At 32.6% G+C, this 6,274-nt stretch carries 3 protein-coding genes; all 3 read left to right on the forward strand.

Annotated elements, in window-relative coordinates; all coding sequences use genetic code 11:
* Window positions 1-134: 134 nt before the first annotated feature.
* A complete protein-coding gene (locus F0000_RS18710; protein WP_223148920.1) occupies window positions 135-1,076 on the forward strand; it encodes a hypothetical protein in 942 nt (313 codons plus the stop codon).
* Between the two features lie 5 nt (window positions 1,077-1,081).
* Window positions 1,082-4,468: an RHS repeat domain-containing protein gene (locus tag F0000_RS18715; RefSeq protein ID WP_149626255.1), complete on the forward strand. Its 3,387-nt coding sequence runs from the start codon at window positions 1,082-1,084 to the stop codon at window positions 4,466-4,468.
* Between the two features lie 5 nt (window positions 4,469-4,473).
* A partial coding sequence (locus F0000_RS18720; protein WP_223148921.1) for a DUF6443 domain-containing protein occupies window positions 4,474-6,274 on the forward strand: 1,801 nt, incomplete at its 3' end.

The raw sequence follows: 6,274 nt of genomic DNA on the forward strand, positions 1-6,274 counted from the left end.
ATACAATATAATAAGGGAATATTCAATATAGAATCTGGTCAGTACACATTAGGTAAATGCATTTTTATAAATCCAAATAAAATGTTAATAATTAGCTTTATTAAACGTATGGTTTAACTATAAAAAATATACTTTTGCACCTTACTCTTATCAACCTTAAAATAGAAGGATTTCAAAAATATCAAATTAATAATATTCAATTTTTTAAAGTTATGAGTAAGTCATTGTTTTTTTTATGCGTTTTAATATCAAGTATAAATATTTATAGTCAAGAACACATCGAAGCCAAATCCGCAATTTTTAATTCTACTACTGGAAGTAATTGGTTTCCACTACAACTTGGAGCTGAAACTAAACCAGGATTTAGAAACATTAATTTTGTTTTAAAACCAGATCAGAGTAGTATTGGTTTTGACATTTTTGGAAAATCTCAGATTCAAAGGCAATGGGTATCTTTTAAAAATAACAGTACTAATGTGGCATATTTTGATGAACAAGGAAGTGAAATAATAAAATTTTCTCATAGTACTAATCAAGATCAAGCATATATTCATATACCAAAATCTAATTCTAGAATGGTAATTAGTGGATATGGAAACTATCTATCTGATCAAGGTCATAAACTTGTTGTTAAAGATGGTACTGCTATGATAGAAAATGCGATTTATACTAATGGAGAAATTGGTATTGGTACTACAAATACGCAAGGATATAAACTGGCAATTGCTGGTAAAGCATTGGCAGAAGAAGTAAAAGTAGCGTTACAAACCAACTGGCCAGACTATGTATTTAGTGATACTTACAAGCTTCCTAGTCTACAACAGGTAGAAAGCCATATTACTACTAATGGTCATTTACCGAACATTCCCTCTGCTACAGAAGTATCGGAAAATGGTATTTTATTAGGTGAAATGAATGTAAAATTATTAGAAAAAATAGAAGAACTAACCTTGTACACCATTGCACAAGAAAAAAAGATTACCAATCAGGAAAGTAGAAATCAGAGATTAGAAGCCAAAAACCTGGAAATGGAAGCAAGATTAGCTAAGATTGAAAGGTTGTTGGGTAAAAAATAAATATTATGAATGTACTTAAAAAAAACTTAGTAATGGTTAGGAAAAGTATTTTGTTATTATTTTGCGTTTGGGGATTGAATATATATTCGCAAGAATTACCTGAGATTATTCCTCCATCTCCAAATGCAGCATCATTAGGACAATATGCAGATATACCTGTAAGTAATTATACTGGATTAGCTAATATATCGATCCCTATATATACCATAAAATCTGGTGAAATTGAACTACCCATAACATTAAGCTACCATTCATCTGGTATCAAGGTAGCGCAAGAAGCCAGTTGGGTTGGACTGGGATGGGCTTTAAATGCAGGAGGTATGATATCCAGACAAGTAAGAGGTAAGGATGATTTTGGAGTAGAGACAGGAGGTGGTAGTGGTTTTATAACATACCCCGACATCCCAAATTCTGAAACAATAAACGACTTTCTTGATGAAGAAAACCTTTTCTATTATAGGAACACCTATGCAGGAAATCATGATACAGAACCTGATTTTTTCTATTATAATTTCTTAGGATATTCAGGGAAGTTTATTTATGAAAAACGATCTACAGGTTCACTAAACCCTATCTCAATATTACAAAATAATCTAAAATTTGTTCATGTAGAAAATCATTGGGAAGTAACGGATGGAAACGGATGGAAGTTTTATTTAGGCACTAGAGAGATAACACAGAATTTTGGAAGTGAAAGAAGTGGGATAACATCTCCTGAATATGTCTATGGCCCAACAGACACTTCGGATGAAGGAGTTACTACTGCTTGGTATTTAGATAAAATTATAACACCCAAGGGAGATGAAATTAATTTTGTATATACCAGTTCTTCTCGACGATCCTGTTCACAAGTTTCGTTTAGTGAATCATTTTATAAGAGGATTAATTTTGAAGGAGGTCTAAATGGAGTAATTGTTTCGGATCTAGCTCCAGAGAATATCAATTCTTTTTCTGCAAGTATGCAGCAGACAAAAGAAGTCTATTTACAGTCAATTATCTTTAACAACGGACAAGTAAATTTCTTAACAAGTAATAGAAAAGATATAAGACCTCCTAGGAGTCAAAGCTATAAACTTCCAAAATTAGGAAGCATAGAAATTATAAATCCACATGATAAAGTGATTAAAAAGATAGATTTAAGTTATAGCTATTTTCAAGATGTACCAGGTGGGAGTGAGAATACTAATAAATTAAGATTGAGATTAGATCAGGTTAATGAAAAATTTTGGAATCCTACAAATCAGTTATATATAAGTAAACCTCCTTATAAATTAGAATATGACTCTGGAAATTTACCTGAAAAAACATCTTTTTCTGTTGATCATTGGGGTTATTATAATGGTAAATCCAATCATAATATTCCTCATCCCGGATATCGTATTCCTATCAGAAAATTAACTCCGCAAGTATTGGATACAGATGGAGAAGTTGTATTTCCCGGGGCAAACAGAGAATCTAGTTTTGAGCACATGGGCGTAGGAATGCTTAAAAGTATCCAATATCCTACTGGGGCTACGGCACATCTTAATTTCGAACCAAATCATATCGAACTTGATGGAATGATCGTAGAAAAAACACTTGCTTTTGTTACAGACTATCCGCTTGGGAGTGCAACTGTAATTCAAAAAGAAAAAACATTTGTTTTAGAAGAACCTAGTAGGGTAAAGCTTTCTTTTTCTTTTGTCAATCATTCATATGGTGTAAATGGAGAAGAAAATATCAATAATATTAGTGTTTTTGATCATATGATTGCAAGATTAGAACAGGTAAGCGGAGGTGTACCAATAAATTTTAAACCAGATCAGAATATACAAAGCTATCATGATATCAAATTTGTTGATCTTCCTGCTGGAACCTATAAATTAACAGCACTTACACCTTCTGATCGATATTTCGAAATTCAAATGGGAGCTACACATAAAGTAAGAGAAGAACATACATCAATATATACATTACCAGGAATGAGAATACAAAGTATCGATTTAAAAGACGAATCTGAGACAATGTTAAAACGTACAAAGTATGAATATACGAATGATTCTGGTAGATCTAGCGCCAAATTGTTATCTGGGTCATCTTATGATTACAAGACTTTTCTAAGAGGCGAAGGTGAAAATGCGACAAATTGGTGCTTACCAATTGGTACTGATGATCCAGAGTCTTATTGCTGGCAAGCAACATATGATGTTAAAACCTCAAATAGCGTATTACCTCTAGCTACTTCTGCCAGTGGGAGTCCTGTAGGATATAGCCAAGTTACTATAAAACAAGAGAATGAAAGAGGAGAAAGTTTGGGGAAGTCTATTTATTATTATAAAAATTTTGGAGAACACCCTCAACTAGATTCTTTTTATCCTAATATACCTAATTATGTGTTTCTGGATAATGGTCAACTTATCAAAGAAGAACATTATAACAGAGCTAATACGTTAGTTCATCTAAAAGAATATGGATACAAAAAAGCAGCATTAAAAAACATAAGAGGTTTAAAGATTTATAAATTTCAAAATACACAGATAGAAAACCGGGATGTAAAACCTTATAATATTCGATCAGAATGGTGGCATATGGATAAGGAAATCGAAACTACATTTGATATTCATGGAAATCATATCATAACAGATACCATAACCTACTCTTATGAAAATCAGAATCATAAAAACATCACCAAAACGATACGTAAGAATAGTAAATCTAAAGAATTAGTTTCTTTAAATAAATATGCATTAGATTACTCGCAAGGATCCAATATTGTATATGATAAATTAGTTGAACAACATATGTTAAATACTATTATTGAGCAAGAAACTAGATCCAACAATCAATTCATTTCAAAACAACATACAGTTTATAAAGACTGGGGTAATAATGTAAGTGAAAATAATAAATTAATATTACCTGAGTTTATACAGACAGATAAGAGTAGAGGTAATAATTCTTCTGTAAATACCTTTGAGGATAGAATTATTTTTAATAAATATGATAGCAGTGGTAACCTTCTGGAAGTTTCTATGGCAGATGGCACTCATACCTCTTATATATGGGGGTATAATAATGAATACCCTATTGCCAAAATAGAAAATGCTAGATATGCACAAGTATCCAATTATGTAGAGAATCTGAAAACTAAATCCAATATAGATAATGACAGAACCGTTGGCAGTATTGGGAATGAGGGAATTTTACGTAGAGATTTACAAGCTTTACGAGTAGCATTCCCAAATGCTATGATTACTACTTATACATACGATCCACTAATAGGGATAACCAGTATAACTGATCCAAAAGGATATTCGACATATTATGAATATGACATTTTTAATAGACTACAATACATAAAAGATGCCGATGGCAATCTGGTATCAGAAAACAAGTATAACTACAAAAATTAATCAAGATGATTCAGAAGATTTCAACATATATCACTGCTACATTACTTTTTGTAAGTATTGCAAGTTTAGCACAGGTAGAAGAAAATGTGGTCCTAAAAGATCAAACCATCACTGCCTCCAGCATACCAGCAGTATTAAATATTAAGGCGACAAAATCAATTACCATCAAGCCTACAACTTGGATCAAATCCGGAAGCACATTCACTGCTGAGGTTATAGAAGACGCATATCTACCAGTCACATTAAGTGATACCGAAAATTATATATTTACCAGAACATATCAGGCACCCATTACGGAAACTGAGTTGAACAATCCAATAATAGGCATCAAAAATAATAGTGATGTTATAGAAAGTATTACTTACTTTGATGGGTTAGGGAGACCTAAACAACAGATAGGGATCAAGGCCTCAGCTGATAAAAATGATATCATTACCCATATAGTGTATGATGATTATGGCAGGCAAGACAGGCAATACCTGCCTTTTGAGCATCAAATTGTTAGTAAAGGAGCTTATAAAATTGTAGATATTCCTAGGGATATTAACTTTTATTATAAAAATAAATATCCTGATGATTTTGTACTTATACCTACAAACGACTTATATTTTAGTGCATTTTCTGAAAGCCTTTTTGAAGCTTCTCCTTTAAATCGCATAATTGAACAAGGATCACCTGGGGAAGGTTTTAGAGTTAGAAGATCTCCAAATCATACGATTAAATTTGATTGGACGACCAATTCAGCTACAGAAGTATTTTATTTTAGGGTAGACTTTGCAGGTGCAACTAACACAGAAGCTCCGAGTCTAGTGAGGGATGCATACTACCCGGCAAACGAATTGAGAGTCACCATCACCAAAGATGAAAACTGGCTCCCTAATCAAACACATCCTAATGATCATACCACAAAGGAATATACAGATAAATTAGGGAGAGTGATCCTGAAAAGGACTTATAATGAGAATATAGCACACGATACGTATTATGTATATGATGATTATGGTAATTTAACTTTTGTAATTCCTCCAAAGGTAACATTGGGTGAAAGTGATGACGTATCTGCCACAGAATTAAACGAACTTTGTTATCAATATAGCTATGATCACAGAAACAGACTGATAGAAAAGAAAATACCTGGTAAAGGAAAGGAATCTATTGTTTATAATAAACTGAATCAACCGGTAATGACTCAGGATGCCAATCAAAAGGCAAACAATGAATGGTTGTTTACCAAATATGATGCTTTTGGAAGAGTGGTTTATACGGGATTAGTCAAATACAATGCTTCTTTCACTGTTCATAGAAGTATAGTGCAAAATGTGTCTAATAGCGCTAATGAACAGTTTGAAAGCAGAACTCCAGCATCAACATTAGCAAATACTCCAATATACTATTCTAATGAAGCCTTTCCTAATAATAATGTTATTGACAAAATTTATACCATTAATTATTATGATAATTATACCTTTGACAAAGATGGTATGAACAAACCTACTCATGTTTTTGGGGTACCAACCAATAACACAGTAAAAAGTTTACCCACAGGTAGTAAAGTAAGGGTATTAGGTACTGATCAATGGATTACAACGGTTACGGCTTATGATGGGAAAGGCAGAGCTATCTGGACAGCTAGTAGAAATGATTACCTAAAAACGACTGATATTGTAGAGATAGAACTAGATTTTGCAGGCAAGGTGCTTAAAACCAAAACGACGCATAGACGAGATAGCAATGCTTCGATTGTTACTACAGATACTTTTACCTATGATCATATGGGTCGATTGTTGACACAGAAGCAAAAAATAG

Origin of the sequence: Aquimarina sp. RZ0 (assembly GCF_008370685.1) — a bacterium.
Classification (GTDB): domain Bacteria; phylum Bacteroidota; class Bacteroidia; order Flavobacteriales; family Flavobacteriaceae; genus Aquimarina.